General features: G+C 62.9%; 15 protein-coding genes and 1 tRNA gene. 7 read left to right on the forward strand and 9 right to left on the reverse strand.

Translation table 11 applies throughout. The features are described 5' to 3' along the window. The gene (locus DC363_RS03555; RefSeq protein WP_108639759.1) at positions 1-1,419 is read left to right on the forward strand and encodes a sulfotransferase family 2 domain-containing protein; all 1,419 of its coding nucleotides are present in this window, start codon (positions 1-3) and stop codon (positions 1,417-1,419) included. Here DC363_RS03555 and DC363_RS03560 read toward each other — a convergent pair. The 8 genes from DC363_RS03560 to DC363_RS03595 all read right to left on the reverse strand — a co-directional run bounded on the left by DC363_RS03560 (position 1,416) and on the right by DC363_RS03595 (position 6,236). Then, positions 1,416-1,880, reverse strand: a complete 465-nt coding sequence (locus DC363_RS03560) for a PTS sugar transporter subunit IIA (RefSeq protein ID WP_108639760.1) — start codon at positions 1,878-1,880, stop codon at positions 1,416-1,418. The two genes, DC363_RS03555 and DC363_RS03560, sit on opposite strands and share 4 nt — an antisense overlap. A gap of 26 nt (positions 1,881-1,906) precedes the next feature. Continuing rightward, entirely contained in the window at positions 1,907-2,482 is a 576-nt protein-coding gene (gene hpf / locus DC363_RS03565) for a ribosome hibernation-promoting factor, HPF/YfiA family (protein ID WP_108639761.1), read from the reverse strand. A 213-nt stretch (positions 2,483-2,695) separates the two neighbouring features. After that, positions 2,696-3,448 carry an LPS export ABC transporter ATP-binding protein gene (lptB, locus tag DC363_RS03570; RefSeq protein WP_108639762.1) on the reverse strand — a complete coding sequence of 251 codons (753 nt, stop codon included), beginning with the start codon at positions 3,446-3,448 and terminating at the stop codon, positions 2,696-2,698. Next, positions 3,448-3,933 carry a lipopolysaccharide transport periplasmic protein LptA gene (gene lptA / locus DC363_RS03575; protein WP_108639946.1) on the reverse strand — a complete coding sequence of 162 codons (486 nt, stop codon included), beginning with the start codon at positions 3,931-3,933 and terminating at the stop codon, positions 3,448-3,450. The genes lptB and lptA overlap by 1 nt, the downstream gene beginning before the upstream one ends. An 11-nt stretch (positions 3,934-3,944) precedes the next feature. After that, entirely contained in the window at positions 3,945-4,535 is a 591-nt protein-coding gene (locus DC363_RS03580) for a hypothetical protein (RefSeq protein WP_108639763.1), read from the reverse strand. Beyond that, positions 4,536-5,501, reverse strand: coding sequence for a KpsF/GutQ family sugar-phosphate isomerase (locus DC363_RS03585; RefSeq protein WP_196778370.1), 966 nt, complete (start codon positions 5,499-5,501; stop codon positions 4,536-4,538). It lies immediately after the preceding gene. Next, the gene (locus DC363_RS03590) at positions 5,501-6,112 is read right to left on the reverse strand and encodes a ribonuclease D (RefSeq protein WP_108639765.1); all 612 of its coding nucleotides are present in this window, start codon (positions 6,110-6,112) and stop codon (positions 5,501-5,503) included. The genes DC363_RS03585 and DC363_RS03590 overlap by 1 nt, the downstream gene beginning before the upstream one ends. A 37-nt stretch (positions 6,113-6,149) precedes the next feature. Further along, positions 6,150-6,236: transfer RNA gene (locus DC363_RS03595), tRNA-Leu, on the reverse strand. A gap of 201 nt (positions 6,237-6,437) precedes the next feature. Here DC363_RS03595 and DC363_RS03600 point away from each other — a divergent pair. Beyond that, positions 6,438-7,415, forward strand: a complete 978-nt coding sequence (locus DC363_RS03600) for a complex I NDUFA9 subunit family protein (protein WP_108639766.1) — start codon at positions 6,438-6,440, stop codon at positions 7,413-7,415. Here the strand turns inward: DC363_RS03600 and DC363_RS03605 are convergent. Beyond that, positions 7,412-8,215 carry an undecaprenyl-diphosphate phosphatase gene (locus DC363_RS03605; RefSeq protein ID WP_108639767.1) on the reverse strand — a complete coding sequence of 268 codons (804 nt, stop codon included), beginning with the start codon at positions 8,213-8,215 and terminating at the stop codon, positions 7,412-7,414. The two genes, DC363_RS03600 and DC363_RS03605, sit on opposite strands and share 4 nt — an antisense overlap. A gap of 216 nt (positions 8,216-8,431) precedes the next feature. Between DC363_RS03605 and DC363_RS03610 the strand changes: the two genes are divergently transcribed. From DC363_RS03610 to mtgA, 5 genes are all read left to right on the forward strand, one after another. Beyond that, on the forward strand, positions 8,432-9,895 hold the full coding sequence (locus tag DC363_RS03610) for an NAD(P)-dependent oxidoreductase (protein WP_108639768.1): 1,464 nt from the start codon (positions 8,432-8,434) through the stop codon (positions 9,893-9,895). A 42-nt stretch (positions 9,896-9,937) separates the two neighbouring features. Then, positions 9,938-10,615, forward strand: coding sequence for a hypothetical protein (locus DC363_RS03615; RefSeq protein ID WP_241962908.1), 678 nt, complete (start codon positions 9,938-9,940; stop codon positions 10,613-10,615). Further along, a complete protein-coding gene (locus DC363_RS03620; protein WP_108639769.1) occupies positions 10,615-11,058 on the forward strand; it encodes a GFA family protein in 444 nt (147 codons plus the stop codon). Before DC363_RS03615 ends, DC363_RS03620 begins: the two co-directional genes overlap by 1 nt. Next, the gene (gene gltB, locus DC363_RS03625; RefSeq protein WP_108639770.1) at positions 11,055-15,593 is read left to right on the forward strand and encodes a glutamate synthase large subunit; all 4,539 of its coding nucleotides are present in this window, start codon (positions 11,055-11,057) and stop codon (positions 15,591-15,593) included. The genes DC363_RS03620 and gltB overlap by 4 nt, the downstream gene beginning before the upstream one ends. Positions 15,594-15,706: 113 nt before the next feature. After that, on the forward strand, positions 15,707-16,468 hold the full coding sequence (mtgA, locus tag DC363_RS03630; RefSeq protein ID WP_108639771.1) for a monofunctional biosynthetic peptidoglycan transglycosylase: 762 nt from the start codon (positions 15,707-15,709) through the stop codon (positions 16,466-16,468). Positions 16,469-16,539: the final 71 nt, after the last annotated feature.

Consider the following 16,539-nt stretch of genomic DNA (forward strand, 5'->3'; position numbering starts at 1 on the left):
ATGGCCCGGTTCGAGTCCTTCGTGGTGTTCGCGGAAATGCGCACCGGTTCAAATTTCCTTGAAGCCAATATCAATGCGCTCGACGGTGTCACCTGCCATGGGGAGGCATTCAACCCGAATTTCGCTGGCTATCCGAACAAGGATGCGGTGCTTGGCATGACACGGGATGCGCGTGATGCCGATCCTCACGCGCTTCTTGATCTGGTCCGGTCCGCGCCGGGATTGAACGGGTTTCGGTATTTCAACAGCCATGACGGACGGGTGTTCGACGCGATCATGGACGACCCCGCATGCGCCAAGATCATCCTGAGCCGCAACCCGATCGAAAGCTACGCAAGCTGGAAAATCGCCAAGGCGACGGGGCAATGGAAACTGACCGATGTGAAGCGCTTGCGCGAGGATACGGTGACCTTCGACAGCGCCGAATTCGAACGGCATTTGGAGAAGATCCAGAAGTTCCAACTGCGCCTGCTGGGGCGGTTGCAGCGGTCGGGGCAGACGGCGTTCTACCTCGACTATGAAGACCTGCAGGACGTCGATGTGATGAACGGTTTGGCGCGGTTTCTGGGGGTTGACGCACGGCTGGAAGAGCTTGACCGCTCGCTCAAGAAGCAGAACCCCAAGACCATGGCGGAGAAGATCGAGAACTTCGACGAGATGGAGGCGACACTTGCGCGGATCGACCGTTTCAACCTCAACCGGACCCCGAATTTCGAGCCGCGGCGCGGCCCTTCGGTCCCCAGCTTTTGCGCCGCCCCTGAGACCGGCCTGTTGTATCTACCGCTGCGGGCCGGACCGGAACGGGCGGTGCGCACCTGGCTTGCTGCGCTGGACGACGCCCCGCCCGACGCGCTGCGCTCGGGCTTCAGCCAGACATCTTTGCGCGACTGGAAACGCAGCCATCCCGGCCATCGCAGCTTCACCGTCCTGCGCCACCCGGTCGCCCGCGCCCATGCAGCGTTCTGCGACAAGATCCTGGCCACGGGGGCGGGCAGCTACGTGGGGATTCGCAAGCTGCTTGTGCAGACTTTCAAGGTTGCGCTGCCCCCGACCTACCCCGACGACGCTTACGACGCAGCCGCCCACAGGGCCGCGTTTCTGGGATATCTGAAGTTCGTGAAAGCCAATCTGGGCGGGCAGACCGGGGTCCGTGTCGATTCTCACTGGGCGACCCAGGCAAACGCGGTGCAGGGGTTCGCAGAGTTCGCGGTCCCCGATCTGGTGTTGCGTGAAGCCACGCTTGAGGACGACCTTGCCATCCTCGCCGCGCAAATCGGGAAAGAGATGATGCCCCAAGTGGGGGAGACCGACCCCCATCGGGCCTTGCTGCGCAGCATCTACGATCAAGATGTCGAAGCCGCCGTGCGCGAGGTTTATCAACGCGACTACGACGCCTTCGGCTTTGGCGACTACGTCTAGGCGGCCTGCGCCGAGGTTGCTTCGGTCAGGATCGTGTAGATCGTTGACGGATCTTCGTTCGAGCGCAGCTTGTTGCACACCCCTTCATCGCGCAGAGTGCGCGAGACCAGCGCCAGCGCTTTCAGGTGTTCGACCCCGGCATCCTCGGGCGCGAACAGCGCAAAGGCCAGGTCGACGGGCTGACGATCGACAGAGTCGAAATCCAGCGGCTTCCTGACCCGCACGAAGACACCGCAGACCCGTTTGAGGTTCGGCAGACGGGCGTGGGGCAGCGCGACGCCCTGCCCCACGCCGGTGGGGCCAAGGCTTTCGCGTTCAAGCAGGGCCTCCACGACGTCCGACTGGTCCAGCCCGAAACACGCCTGTGCCATGTCGCCGATATCGTGAAGCAACCGTTTCTTGCTGCTGGCCGCAGCAATGACTTTGATCCCCGTCGGGGGCAGAATGTCGTGAATGGTCATGTGTTCTATAAATCGGGCCAGCCCGACTATCCTGAATTACGCGGATCGATCCAACCGATATTGCCGTCCTCGCGGCGATAGACGACGTTGATCCCGCTATGTCCCTCGTTCCGAAAAACAAGAACCGGCGCGTTCGCAATCTCCATCTGCATGACCGCCTCTCCGACGGAAAGGGATGGAATCTTGGCTTCCATCTCGGCCACAATCATGGAGTTTACGCCATCCGGCTCGTTCTCTTCCGACTCACTATTCGAGGCGAGGATATAGGACCCCGCATCCGAAAGTTCAACGGGTTGTGAACGTTCCTTGTGATGGTCCTTCAGACGGCGTTTGTAGCGCCGCAGCTGCTTGTCCATCTTTTCGGTCGCACTGTCAAAAGCTGAATAGATTTCAGTGGCATGGCCCCGCGCCTGCGCGGTCAGGCCGGTGGAAAGATGGACTTCAGCTTCGCAGACGTATTCATGCCCGCTCTTGGAAAAGACGACATTCGCATCGGTCGGACGGCCGGCGTATTTTCCGATCACGGCCCCCAACTCGTTCTGCACATGGGTCTGCAGGGCTTCACCAACGTCGATTTGCTTTCCTGTGATCTGATAGCGCATCTCAACTCCTTCTCTTGCATGATGAACAATTCGGGCACGCGACCCTTGCGGACCGCGAAAACTAAACCGGAATTGTCGGGGGCGAGGACGGGTCTTTTCGTGAATGCGACCGGCGCCCATAAAGCGTGATCCGAACTGCACTGGAAACAGACACTGTCATCCTCCTCAGTTGGCGACAATCAGAGCGACCTGTCAATGGGCTGTGTCACCCGATCACGGAACCCGAAAGGTGTTCCCCAGATAGACACGGCGCACATTCTCGTCCTGCACAACCTCATCCGTGGTGCCGGACATCAGGATCTTGCCGTCATGAAGGATATAAGCACGATCCACGATTTGCAAAGTCTCCTGCACGTTGTGATCGGTGATCAGAACCCCGATCCCGCGGGTCTTGAGGTCGGCGGTCAGGTGCCGGATCTCCCCCACAGCGATGGGATCGACGCCGGCGAAAGGCTCATCCAGAAGCACGTATTTCGGGTCTGCCGCCAGACAGCGGGCGATTTCCGCGCGGCGGCGTTCCCCGCCGGACAGCGCCATGGCGGGCGCGCGGCGCAGATGTACGATCGAGAACTCCGACAGCAATTCCTCAAGCCGTTCGCGGCGGCGGGTGCGGTCGGGTTCGGAAATTTCCAGGATTGACAGGATGTTGTCTTCGACGTTCAGCCCGCGAAAGATCGACATTTCCTGCGGCAGATAGCCGATCCCCATCTTCGCGCGCCGGTACATGGGCAGCGCGGTCACATCGCGCCCGTCCACGATCACCTGTCCACCTTCCGGCGTCACCAATCCGGCGATCGAATAGAAACAGGTGGTCTTGCCCGAGCCGTTCGGCCCCAGAAGCGCCACGACCTCACCCCGGCCGAGCTCCATGCTCACGTCCCGAATGACGAGCCGCTTGCGGTAGCTCTTGCGGAGGTTGGTAACCCGCAGGCCCGCGTCCCCCTTAGTGACGGTGAGGGTGGCCATCAGTTGCCGCCTTGGGCAAACACCGTGCGCACGCGGCCTTCCATCCGGGCGGCTCCGGTTTCAAGGTCGATGCGCATACTGTCCGAGGAGATCGCGCTCGCCCCCTGCGTGAGCAATACCTCTCCGGTCATCACAAGGGTGCCGTTGTCCAGATCATACTCGGCCTCACGCGCTTCGGCGGCCTCGGTTCCGGTCACGAAGGTGACGCCGCCCGACGCGCTCAGGCGGCTGATGTCGCCGCTGGCGTCATTGTAGACCACCTGAACCCGCCCGGCGGACAACCGTAGATCGCCCTGACCCAGAACCACGTTGCCCTCAAAAATGGCGGTGCCGCTGGATTGTTCGATGCTCAGGCTGTCGGCAGTGATCTCCACCGGCGCGGTCGGGTCGGCGTTGACCGCGCCAAGGTTGATGTCGGTCTGGGACAGGGCAGGCGCGGCAAACGACAGCGTCGCGCACAGGATGGCCGTCTTGTAAAATTTCACGTTCATGATCCCTATTGTTTCGGGGTATATACCAGCCGAACACCCTTTTGGAAAAGCATCACCTGCCCATCGGCGTCTTGTGGCGTATCTATGACCAGTTCCCCTGCGGTGAGCGAGCCGAACGGGGCCTTCACCTCAAGCGCGCCGTCCGAGGTGATGCGGCCCGTGGCGAGGTCGGCGGTGAACCCGGAGGTCTCCATCTCGTAGCCGTTCGAGGTTTGCAGGTGGGCCAGCCCGGTCAGACGTGCGGTGCGGGCGGCGCTGTCGATCTCGCCCCGTCCGGCACGGATATCGATGCGGGTGCCGTCAGCGGTGTCGATCCCCGCGGCTAGTGCCTCGGCCTCGATCAGATCGCCGGTGGGACGGGTCGTGCGGGCGGTGAGTTCGATGACAGAACCATCCTCGGCCACGCCCGAGACATGGGCCCCGGACAGGCGCGGCTCCTGCGCCATACGGTCAAGCTCGGCGTAGGGGATCTGGTTGTCACCCGATGGCGGCCGCGCCAGCAGGAACACCGTCGACATCAGGGTCAGCGCAGCAAGGGGCAGCAGGATTTTCAGGAAGCTGACGAACTGCGAATAAAGGTTCGTGTCGCGGGTCATCTAGACGATGCCAGCGCGCAAGCAGTCGTGGATGTGAAGGATGCCCGCGACTTTGTTCGACCCTTCGGGATCGACCACGAACAGACAAGTGATCTGGCTTTCGTTCATCACGTTCACAGCCTCTTCCGCCAAAGCCGCCGGTCCGATGGTGCGCGGGGCCCGCGTCATCACTTCGCCCGCTGTCAGGTCCAGCAGCCCGGCCATGTTCCGACGTAGATCGCCGTCGGTCACGATACCGCTCAGATGGGCATCCGCGTCCAGAACGCCAACCACGCCGAAGCCTTTCTGGCTGATGGTGAGCAGCGCATCGCTCATCGGGGTGGCCTCAGCAGCAAGGGGCACAGCCTCACCTGTGTGCATCAGATCGCCCACGCGGCGCAGTTGCGCGCCAAGCTTGCCGCCGGGGTGGAAGTCGCGGAAATTCTCGGCCGAGAAGGCGCGATGTTCCATCAATGCCACGGCCAGAGCATCCCCCAGCGCCAGTGTCATCGTGGTCGAGGTGGTGGGCACGACACCGGTGCCGCAGGCCTCGTCCAGGCGCGGCATGAGAAGGGTGATGTCGGCCTGCTGCGCCAGCGTGCTATCGGGCCGGCTGGTGATCGCCAGCAGCGGGATGCCGAACCGCTGGGTATAGGCCAACAGGTTGGCCAGCTCCGGCGCCTCGCCCGAGTTCGAGATCGCCAGCACCACGTCGCCCCGCGTCACCATGCCGAGGTCCCCGTGCGACGCTTCTGCCGGATGCACGAAATGCGCCGGCGTGCCGGTGCTGGCCAGCGTCGCGGCGATCTTGCGCGCGATGTGGCCGGACTTGCCGATGCCCGAGATGATGATACGGCCCGTGGCGTTCAGGATCAGATCGACCGCGTCTGACAGGCTGTCGTCCAGCCCCTCGGCCAAGGTGCTGAGCGCCTCGGCCTCGCACCGGATGACCCGGCGGGCGGTGTCTATGAACCGGGCGTTCGCCATCAGTGCGCGAAGATGTCCTGTTCCGGCCAGCCGGCCAGATCAAGCTGCGCGCGCATGGGCAGGAAATCGAAACAGGCGCGGGCCATCTCGGTCCGGTTCTCGCGCCGCAGCCGCACATTGAGCGCGTCGCGCAGCTGGTGAAGATAGAGCACATCAGACGCCGCATAGTCGAGTTGCGCCTCGGTCAGTGTCTCGGCCCCCCAATCGCTTTGCTGTTGGAATTTCGAAATATCGACGCCCAGCAATTCCTGCAGCAGGTTCTTCAGCCCGTGCCGGTCGGTGTAGGTGCGTACCAGTTTGCTGGCGATCTTGGTGCAATAGACGGGCGCGGTGACGACGCCGAAGGCCTTGAGCATCGCAGCAATGTCGAACCGCCCGAAGTGAAACAGCTTCAACACGTTGGGATCGGCCAGAAGTTTGCACAGGTTCGGCGCCTGGGTCTGGCCTTGTGCCACCTGGATCAGGTGGCAATCGCCATCGCCGCTGCTCATCTGGATCAGGCACAGACGGTCCCGGTGCGGGTTAAGACCCATGGTTTCGCAATCGATCGCAACGACGGAGCCAAGGTCGAGTCCGTCGGGCAAATCGTTTTGATACAGGTAGTTGGTCATGTTCATCCTTCTTGCATGCCGAAGCCATGGGGAAGGATGGTGCCCAGAAGAGGACTCGAACCTCCACGTCCATACGGACACCAGCACCTGAAGCTGGCGCGTCTACCAATTCCGCCATCTGGGCACAGATCACGTGAGGGGGGCTTTAAGGGGATGCACAGGGGGTGTCAACGGGAATCGGCGCACTTTCTGGCAGATCGGGCAAAATGAGTTTATTTGGTCAGATGAAGGGGGACCCGCCGCGCCAAGATGTCCCCTGTTATAACTTGTTTATCGCGGGGCGGGGCGATAGATCGAAGGAACCATAGCGTCAGGGGTTTTCAGAATGTCGAAACTTGTCACCATCTACGGCGGATCCGGTTTTCTGGGACGGTACATTGCCCGGCGTCTGGCCAAGGCCGGCTGGCGGATTCGGGTGGCCACGCGCAACCCCAATGAGGCGATGTTCGTGCGCACCTATGGTGTGGTCGGTCAGGTCGAACCTGTGTTCTGCAACATCCGCGACGACGATTCGGTGCGCGCGGTCATGGGGGACGCGGATGCGGTGGTGAACTGTGTGGGTGTGCTCGATAGCATCGGTGCGAATACCTTCGACGCCGTGCAGGCCGAGGGGCCCGAGCGGATTGCCCGGATTGCCGCCGAGGAGGGTGTTCGCCGGATGGTGCACATCTCGGCCATCGGCGCGGATGAAGAGAGCGACAGCGATTACAGCCGCACCAAGGCCGAAGGCGAGGCAGGCGTGCTCCGGCATATGCCTGACGCGATGATCCTGCGCCCCTCGATCATGTTCGGCCCCGAGGATGAATTTTTTAACCGGTTCGCGAGCCTGTCCCGCTTCGGGCCGGTTCTGCCGGTGGTGGGTGGCAACACGCGGTTCCAGCCGGTCTATGTGGACGATGTTGCGGCTGCGGCCGAACTGGGTGTTGCAGGCGACGTGCGCGGCGTGTTCGAGCTTGGCGGCCCCGATGTAGGCACCTTCCGTCAGTTGATGGAGCAGATGTTGCAGGTGATCCGCCGCCGCCGCGTCGTGCTCAACATTCCGTTCTGGATGGCGCGTATCATGGCCTTTGGTTTCAGCGTCGTCCGGTTTCTGAGCTTCGGTCTGGTGCGGGGTCCGATCACTGCCGATCAGATCATTAACCTGCGGCGCGACAACGTGGTGGCTGGGGATGCCAAGGGCTTTGCGGCGCTGGGCATCTCTCCGACCGCGATGGAAGCGGTGATGGAAGATTACCTCTGGCGGTTCCGCCCTTCCGGTCAGTATGACGCGATCAAGGAAAGCGCGCGGAACCTCAAGGTCTAGGAATAGGCGAGGGCGAGCAGTGCGACGCCCAGAATGATCCGATAGATCACGTAGGGCGTGAAGCTGACCGATCGCAGCAGCCGCATCATCAGCGTGAGGGCCAGAAGCGCCGCGACGAAGGCGAGCGCTGCGGCAATGGCGCCGTCGCGGGCTGCTTGTCCGTTCGCGGTGGCCGCGACCTCGATTCCGGCGAGGGTGCCTGCCGCGATGATCGTAGGGATCGACATAAGCATCGACAGTTTGGCGCCATCCTGCCGGGTGTAGCCCAGTCGGCGCGCCGCGGTGATCGTGATGCCCGACCGGGATGTGCCGGGAATCAGTGAAATCGCCTGCCACACCCCCATGGTGAGCGCGTGGCGCAGGCCCCAATCCCGCGTCTTGAGCTTTGTCGGCCCGGTCTGGTCGGCCCAATAGAGCACGATCCCGAAGATCAGCATTGTCCAGCCGATCACCGTCATCGAACGCAGGGCGTCGTCCCATCCCGTCAGCTTCAGGATCAGGCCGAAGATCACCACGGGAATGGTCGCAACGATCAGGCCGAGTGCGAGGCGTGCGCCTTCGGTGTCTGTTTTGCCACGCAAGGCGCGGGGCAGGCCGCCGAGCGCAAGGCGCACATCAGCCCAGAAGTACAGGATGACTGCGAACAGCGTACCCACATGCACCGCGACGTCGATCACCTGCCCCTGATCCTCAAGCCCCGTCAGCGCGGGGAGCAGAATAAGGTGACCGGAGGACGAGACGGGCAGAAACTCGGTGATCCCCTGAATGAGAGCGGCGAGAACGAGGGTGAGAAGGGGCATGGCAACACCGGTCCAGTGATTCGATACGGCCTTTGTAGTGAACCTGCCGTCCGGGGGAAGGCGGTATATAGGTCCGCTTCGGATCGAGTTTTCGATTTTTTGTTGACACAGGGGCGCCCGTGGTCACAAATAAAAGCCTATTAGGTAAACACTGCTGACTTTTATTGCGTGGTCGCGCAGCATAAAAGGGGTGGTCGTTCAAAGGGAGATAGGTGTTTGGCAGGTCAGAAGATGCTCAAATTCGTGGATGTGGCGCGGGACATGCCGGAAAAACGGCCCCCCGATCTGCGGCGCGACGATTTCCACGAGATTTATGCCGAGTATGCCGACGACAAGGCCAAGGAGCAGTCAAGCCGATGCAGCCAATGCGGCGTGCCCTATTGCCAGTCCCATTGTCCTTTGCACAACAACATCCCCGACTGGCTGCGGATGACCGCCGAGGGGCGGTTGCAGGAAGCCTATGAGTTGTCCCAAGCGACGAACACCTTCCCTGAAATCTGTGGCCGCATCTGCCCGCAAGACCGGCTGTGCGAAGGCAATTGCGTGATCGAGCAATCCGGTCACGGCACGGTGACCATCGGATCGGTGGAAAAATACATCACCGACACCGCGTTTGAGGAAGGCTGGGTCAAGCCGATCCGCCCCCACACCGAGCGCAGCGAGAGCGTTGGCATCGTCGGGGCCGGTCCGGCGGGATTGGCCGCGGCGGACATGTTGCGCCGTGCCGGGCTGCAGGTGACCGTCTATGACCGGTATGATCGCGGCGGAGGCTTGCTCACCTACGGCATCCCCGGCTTCAAGCTCGAGAAAGACGTGGTGATGCGGCGCATGGCGCAGCTTGAGGAGGGCGGCGTTGAATTTGTCCTGAACTGCGACGTGGGCGACGACATCTCGTTCGACGCCATTCGCGGAAAGCATGAAGCCGTGCTGATCGCCACGGGCGTCTACAAAACACGCGCGCTTGAGGCGCCGGGCGTCGGCTCGGACGGGATCGTGCGGGCGATTGACTACCTCACTGCCAGCAACCGCAAAAGCTTCGGCGATGATGTCGAGGAGTTCGACAGCGGTGAGCTGAACGCAGCCGGCAAGTCGGTCGTGGTCATCGGCGGCGGCGACACGGCCATGGACTGCGTGCGCACGGCGGTCCGGCAGGGCGCGCGGTCGGTCAAATGCCTGTATCGCCGGGATGAGGCGAACATGCCCGGCTCGCTGCGGGAGGTGCAGAACGCCAAGGAAGAAGGCGTCGAGTTCGTCTGGCTGTCCGCCCCGAAGGGCTTCACGACCCGCTCTGACATGGCCGGCACGGCGGTCGAGGTGGTCGGCGGTGTGATGGTGCAGAAGATGCGTCTTGGCGCGCCCGATGCGACCGGTCGCCAGATGCCCGAGCTGGTTGAGGACAGCGACTATGTGGAAGAGGCGGATCTGGTGGTGCAGGCGCTGGGCTTCGAGCCGGAAGATATTCCCACGCTTTGGGGCGCGCCTGAGCTTGAGGTGACGCGCTGGGGCACGATCAAGGCCGAATTCACCACCGGCCAGACCAGCCTTGACGGCGTTTTCGCCGCCGGTGACATCGTCCGCGGTGCCAGCCTTGTGGTCTGGGCGATCCGCGACGGGCGCGATGCGGCGGCTGCGATTCTGGACTACGTGGATCAGGGCGCGTCAGTCGTTGCGGCGGAATAAGTGCGCGACCGTCCCGGCCCGACTGAAAAGGAGACACGACGGATGATGAAGACTGGCCTTGCGCTCGCCATTCTGGCCGCCGCCCCCGCCCACGCGCAGGAGTTTTCCCTGCCCGCTGGTTGTGACGCCTATCTGACGATCCAGTCGAAAAGCTGTTCCATCTCCCACTATTTCCGCTGTGCAGATGACGCGAACGGTGAGCAGCGTCGCGCGACGCTGGACGAAGAGGGCCTCACCTACGTCGGACGGATCAACCAAGAGGCCGAATGGCTCGAGAGCTTTCATCTGCGGTCCGCGCATACGGAACGGTTGAAAAGCAGCGTCGATCCGATGAGCCTGAGCGAGCTGATCGCGAAGTCCGTCGACACCTGGGACTTCACCACCGGCAGCGCCGAAATCGGCGACAGTCGCTACGTCGGCATGGACCGTCTGACCGGCGAGCAGGTCGAGATTGACGGCGTGACCCTGTTGCGCACGGAATACGCGCTCACCGCCTATGACGCTGCGGGTAACGTTGCATGGCGCAGCGAGGGGCGGGAGTTCATCAGCCCCGAGTGGCGCATGTTTATCGGCGGCGAGAGCAGCTACATCACCAGCGACGACCAATTCGACAGCGACGACACGCCGGTCGAGTTCATCTTCCCCGGAGAGCCGGGCTTCCTATCCGTAAATCCCAAACACGGCTGCGGCTTGCAGCTTTCGTCGTACGAGGTCGACTGATGGGTGAGGTTATCAAGGGTCACTGTCTGTGCGGCGCGGTCACGGTCGAGGTGACCGGACCACTGGGTGAGATTTCGGCCTGCCATTGCGAAATGTGCACCCGTTGGAGCGGGTCGGTCCAGATGGGCATCGAAGTCCCGCAAGAACGGGTCACGCTTGACGGGCCAGTAAAGACACACCGGTCTTCGTCCATCGGGGAACGGGCTTGGTGCGACACCTGCGGGACGGCCGTCTGGTTCCGGTATCCGGACGGACCGGACGCAGGATACTTCGAACTTGCCCCTGGTTTGTTCGACAATGCCGGCGATGCGCGGTTGGGCCGCGTGGTCTATGCGGACCGACACCCTGACGCCTTCAGCATTGCCGCACCGGACGCCGTCCGCGTCAGCAAGCAAGACTATGAAAAGACCCATCCGCACCTGAGCGAAGGAACAAACACATGACCACATATGATGCAGCATGGGCCAAGGCCGAGCAGGACAAGCGCGAGTGGATGGCCGAGAACGGTCTGTACGACCATGGCGACGAGAAGGCCAATTGCGGCGTTGGGCTCGTGGTTTCGATCGACGGCAAGAAATCACGGCAAGTGGTCGAGAACGGGATCGCCGCGCTCAAGGCGATCTGGCACCGCGGAGCGGTCGATGCGGACGGGCGCACCGGCGATGGCGCGGGCATCCATGTGCAGATTCCGGTGCCGTTCTTCTACGATCAGGTGGCCCGGACGGGGCATAAGCCGCGCGAAGGCGAGATGCTGGCCGTGGGGCAAGTGTTTCTGCCGCGCACGGATTTCGGCGCGCAGGAAACCTGTCGCACCATCGTAGAGACCGAAGTGCTGCGGATGGGCTACTACATCTACGGCTGGCGGCACGTGCCGGTGGACATTTCCGTGCTGGGCGAGAAGGCCAACGCGACCCGCCCCGAGATTGAGCAGATCCTCATTTCCAACGCCAAGGGCGTGGATGAGGAGACCTTCGAGCGCGAGCTCTACGTGATCCGCCGCCGCATCGAAAAGGCCGCGGCCGCCGCCGGCGTGCGTGAGCTCTACCTCGCCTCGCTGTCCTGCCGGTCGATCATCTACAAAGGGATGATGCTGGCGCAGGACGTGGCCGAGTTCTATCCCGACCTTCAGGATGAGCGGTTCGAAAGCGCCTTTGCCATTTATCACCAGCGCTATTCGACCAACACCTTTCCGCAGTGGTGGCTGGCGCAGCCGTTCCGGATGCTCGCGCATAATGGCGAGATCAACACCCTCAAGGGCAACCTGAACTGGATGAAAAGCCACGAGATCCGCATGGCGTCCGGTGCTTTCGGAGAGCTTGCCGAGGATGTGAAGCCGGTGGTGGCCAGCGGATCGTCGGATTCGGCGGCTTTGGATGCGGTGTTCGAGGTTCTGGTCCGTTCCGGCCGGTCGGCGCCCATGGCCAAGACCCTGTTGGTGCCGGAAAGCTGGTCGAAACAGGCGACCGCCCTGCCGCAGGCGTGGCGCGACATGTATTCCTATTGCAACAGCGTCATTGAGCCTTGGGACGGCCCCGCCGCGCTGGCGATGACCGATGGGCGTTGGGTCTGCGCCGGGCTGGACCGCAACGGCCTGCGCCCCATGCGCTACGTGGTGACCGGCGACCGGCTGCTGATCGCGGGGTCCGAGGCGGGCATGGTGCCGATTGACGAGGCGACGGTGATCGAGAAAGGCGCGTTGGGCCCGGGCCAGATGATCGGGGTGCACATGGGCCGTGGCGAGCTGTTCCACGATGAGGACCTGAAGAACAAGATGTCGGCCGCGCTGCCCTTCGGCGAGTGGGTCGCGAAGATCAACGAGCTCGACGATGATCTGGCGCAAGTGACCGAGACGCCGCTTTATGAGGGGGCCGAGCTGCGCAAGCGCCAGATCGCAGCGGGCTACACCATTGAAGAGCTTGAGAACATCCTTGCCCCCATGGCCGAGGACGCGAAAGAAGCGCTGGTGTCCATGGGCGACGACACGCCCAGCGCGGTGCTCTCCGAGAAATACCGCCCGCTGAGCCATTTCTTCCGGCAGAACTTCAGTCAGGTCACAAACCCGCCCATCGACAGCCTGCGCGAATTCCGGGTGATGAGCCTGAAGACGCGGTTCGGGAACCTCAAGAACGTGCTGGACGAGGACAGCAGCCAGACCGAGATTCTGGTGCTCGATTCCCCCTTCGTGGGCAATGCGCAGTGGGACGCCTTGCAATCAGCCTTCATCGCCAAATGCGTCGAGATTGATTGCACCTTCCCCGCAGGCGGCGAGGCGGGCGCGCTAAGCGCCGCATTGGACCGCATCCGGGCCGAGGCTGAGGACGCCGTGCGCTCGGGCGCGGGGCATCTGACCTTGACCGACCAGCATCAGGGCGAGGGCCGCGTGCCGATGCCGATGATCCTTGCCACAAGCGCGGTCCATTCATGGTTGACGCGCAAGGGGCTGCGCACCTTCACCTCGCTCAACGTGCGCTCTGCGGAATGTATCGACCCGCATTACTTCGCCGTGCTGATCGGCTGCGGTGCGACGGTGGTGAACGCCTATCTGTCCGAGGATAGTCTGGACGACCGGATCGAGCGCGGCTTACTCGATTGCTCGCTCACCGAAGCGGTGGCGCGGTATCGCACGGCGATTGATCAGGGCCTTCTCAAGATCATGGCGAAGATGGGGATTTCGGTGCTGTCGTCCTATCGCGGGGGGCTGAACTTCGAAGCCGTGGGCCTGTCCCGCGCGATGGTCGCGGAATATTTCCCCGGCATGCACAGCCGGATTTCCGGCATCGGCGTCACGGGCATCCAGCGCAAGGTGGAAGCGGTGCATCGGGCCGGTTGGCTGGGCGGGCAGGACGTGCTGCCGATTGGCGGCTTCTACAAGGCGCGCCGCTCGGGCGAGAAGCACGCTTGGGAAGCGCAGACCATGCATCTGATGCAGCAGGCCTGCAACCGGTCGAGCTATGAGCTGTGGAAGCAGTATTCCAGCGCCATGCAGGGCAATCCGCCTATCCATCTGAGGGATCTTCTCGCCGTCAAGCCGCTGGGCAAACCGGTTCCCATCGAAGAGGTTGAAAGCATCACCAGCATCCGCAAGCGGTTCGTGACGCCGGGCATGTCGCTGGGCGCGCTGTCGCCCGAGGCGCACAAGACGTTGAACGTCGCCATGAACCGCATCGGGGCCAAGTCCGACAGCGGCGAGGGTGGCGAGGACCCGGCGCATTTCGTGCCGGAGGCCAACGGCGACAACCCCTCCGCCAAGATCAAACAGGTTGCGTCGGGGCGGTTTGGCGTTACGGCGGAATATCTCAACCAGTGTGAAGAGCTTGAAATCAAGGTCGCTCAGGGCGCAAAACCCGGAGAGGGCGGCCAGTTGCCCGGCATGAAGGTCACCGACCTGATCGCGCGGCTGCGGCATTCCACCAAGGGCGTGACGCTGATCTCGCCCCCGCCGCACCACGATATCTACTCGATCGAAGACCTCGCGCAGCTGATCTATGACCTCAAGCAGATCAACCCACGCTGCAAGGTGACGGTGAAGCTCGTTGCATCCTCGGGCGTGGGGACGATTGCCGCCGGGGTCGCAAAGGCCAAGGCCGACGTGATCCTCATCTCGGGCCACAACGGCGGCACGGGGGCTAGCCCGGCAACCTCGATCAAATATGCCGGATTGCCGTGGGAAATGGGCCTGACCGAGGCGCATCAGGTCTTGTCGATGAACAAGCTGCGCGACCGCGTGACCCTGCGCACAGACGGGGGGCTGCGCACCGGGCGCGACATCGTCATGGCGGCGATGCTGGGGGCCGAGGAATACGGCATCGGCACCGCCGCGCTGATCGCCATGGGCTGCATCATGGTGCGTCAGTGCCAGTCCAACACCTGCCCCGTCGGCGTCTGCACGCAGGATGAAGCGCTGCGCGACAAGTTCACCGGTAATGCGGACAAGGTGGTGAATCTAATCACCTTCTACGCCACCGAGGTGCGGGAAATTCTGGCCGAGATCGGCGCGAAATCCATGGACGACATCATCGGCCGCGCGGACCTGTTGGCGCAGGTGAGCCGCGGGTCGGCGCATCTCGATGATCTCGATCTGAACCCGTTGCTGATCACCGTCGATGGGGCGAAAGACATCGTCTATGACCGCACCAAGCCGCGCAATGCGGTGCCCGACACGCTGGATGCACAGATCGTCAAGGATGCCGCGCGGTTCCTTAACGACGGCGAGAAGATGCAACTGGAATATGCCATCCAGAACACCGATCGCACCGTCGGCACCCGCACCAGCAGCCACATCGTGCAGAACTTCGGGATGCGGAACTCGTTGCAGCCGGACCATCTCACGGTGATGTTGCGCGGCTCAGCCGGACAGTCGCTGGGTGCCTTCGCAGCCCCCGGCCTGAAGCTGCGGGTCTGCGGTGACGCCAATGACTACGTGGGCAAGGGGCTGTCGGGGGGCATGATCGTGGTGCATCCGCCCAAAGCCTCGCCTTTGGTGGCCTCGGACAACACGATCATCGGCAACACGGTGCTGTATGGCGCAACCGCCGGGACGTTGTTCGCCGCAGGCCGCGCCGGAGAGCGCTTCGCGGTGCGCAATTCCGGCGCCACCGTGGTGGTCGAGGGCTGCGGCTCGAACGGGTGCGAATACATGACCGGCGGGGTCGCTGTGATCCTGGGCGAGATCGGCGCGAACTTCGGCGCGGGCATGACCGGTGGCATGGCCTACCTCTACGATCCGGACCGACAGGCAGCGCCCCTGATCAACATGGAAACGCTGGTGACGTGCGATGTGACCGTGCCCCATTGGGAGGACCAGGTGCGCAGCCTGATCGAACGGCATCTGGCAGAGACCGGAAGCCGCAAGGCCGCCGACATCCTGCAACACTGGGAGCAGGAGCGCGCACATTTCGTGCAGATCTGCCCGCAAGAAATGCTGGCCCATCTGCCCGCGCCGCTGACTCTTGAACAGGCGGCGGTTCCGGCCGAGTAACCCCCACAGGTCGCCGCGCATTGGTGCGGCGACCTGTGACCGGATTGCTATCGTATAACATAGAGATTGATGCTTTGGCTTGACGCTATCGGCGGGCCTGCGATGAAGGACGTATGGCGCGCAAAACCGGCACAACCCGTTCCACAACCAAGGCAAGGGCACAGTCTGCCAAGCCGAAACAGGCGCGGCTGCGGGACAAGCCGGTGGCGTTTTATCGTCGTGTTGTCAGATTTGTGTTCCGAGGTGTCTTGATTATGATCGTTCTGGCTTTGGCCGTAACCGCGGCCCTGACGGCCGTGAACCCGCCGACCACGCCCTATATGTTTTCCGAAAGCCGCCGTCTGGCCGGCGTCAATCAAACCTGGGTCCCGATGGAGGACATCGCCCCGGTCATGGCGCGCTCTGCCGTCGCGGCGGAGGATGCGAATTTCTGCCTGCACTGGGGGCTCGACGTGAACGCAATTCAAGCCGCACTCGAGCAGGGCGGCGCGCGGGGGGCTTCGACCATTTCCCAACAGGTGGTGAAGAACGTCTTCCTGTGGCATGGCCGCTCGTGGTTGCGCAAATCGCTTGAGGCGCTGATGACCCCCATGGTCGAAGCGGTCTGGTCCAAGGAGCGGATCCTTGAGGTCTATTTGAACGTGGCCGAGTTCGACCGCGGCGTCTTCGGGGTCGAAGCGGCGGCGGTGCATTACTTCGGCGTAACCGCGCAGGACCTTTCGGCCACACAGGCGGCACGGCTGGCGGCGATCCTGCCAGACCCGAAAGGGCGCTCGGCCTCGGAGCCGTCGTCCTTCGTGCGGCGGCGCGCGGCGTCGATTGCGGACGGGGCCGCAACGATCCAAGCGGATGGTCGCGCGGCCTGTTTTCAGTAGGGCGGCGGGATTGTAACGGCCTGCCCGATCAGGCATTGAAGGGCCAGTTCCCCCAGTTCGAGGCCTGTTTG

The sequence above is a fragment of the Thalassorhabdomicrobium marinisediminis genome, assembly GCF_003072065.1.
Lineage (GTDB): Bacteria > Pseudomonadota > Alphaproteobacteria > Rhodobacterales > Rhodobacteraceae > Octadecabacter > Octadecabacter marinisediminis.